Source organism: Staphylococcus caprae, from assembly GCF_002902725.1.
GTDB classification, from domain to species: Bacteria; Bacillota; Bacilli; order Staphylococcales; family Staphylococcaceae; genus Staphylococcus; species Staphylococcus caprae.
The window spans coordinates 1-684 of the sequence record NZ_PPRT01000098.1 but is presented as its reverse complement, the minus strand read 5'-3'; the positions used below and the strand labels follow the sequence as shown (position 1 = coordinate 684).

The following is a 684-nucleotide window of genomic DNA, read 5'->3' as shown; positions in this document are numbered from 1 at the left end:
ATTAATCTATATGAAAATGAATGAAATTTTCATATAATTGAATCATAGAATTTATATTTTATTAATCTATTTACTTAAGGAGAATTGTACGCATGGAAAAAGATGGAAAAGCTCTAAAGGTATGGGCGTGGATTTTTATAGTATTAACGGTTATTTTCCCATTATTTGCAATAGGGAGCATACTTTGTAGTATTAAATATAAAAAATACGAAGAGAAAAAAGGCGCGCAATTACTACAAATATCAATTATTGTTGTAGTAGTTGTTGTGGGTATAAATATAATTAGAATGTTTACTTAAAATGAAATGCACTATAACCATAGCAGTATATTCAATATAAGAAATTTATCAATATTATACTGAAAACGGAAGTTTTAAAATGGTTTAGTATTTATATTAGAGATTTATTTCCTATATTAATTTAGGAGATAAATCTTTTTTTGGTTATCAATTTTTATCGAAAATAATACTAATTGATAAGTGAGACAAGTTGGACTATAAAAATAATTAGTATTTTTCTTTTAAGCATGAATTATTAAGTGTTAATAGAACTTAAAAAACGAGTGAATTACTTAAGAATTTTGGTAATGAGTACTCTATAGTTATCCTTTTTAAAAGGAGTTTATTAATGAATAAATATAGAATATATAAAGATGCTTATTTGGTACCTGTTAGTATAATAAAT

Annotated in this window: 1 protein-coding gene; it reads left to right on the top strand. The window is 23.2% G+C overall.

The features are described 5' to 3' along the window. Positions 1 to 92: 92 nt before the first annotated feature. Complete coding sequence (locus CD155_RS12755) at positions 93 to 299, top strand: hypothetical protein (protein ID WP_002441720.1); 207 nt, start codon at positions 93 to 95, stop codon at positions 297 to 299. Positions 300 to 684: the final 385 nt, after the last annotated feature.

What these genes read in the sequence shown, in the direction of transcription:
- CD155_RS12755 (WP_002441720.1), top strand. Translation starts at nt 93, where the DNA reads ATGGAAAAAGATGGAAAAGCTCTAAAGGTATGGGCGTGGATTTTTATA.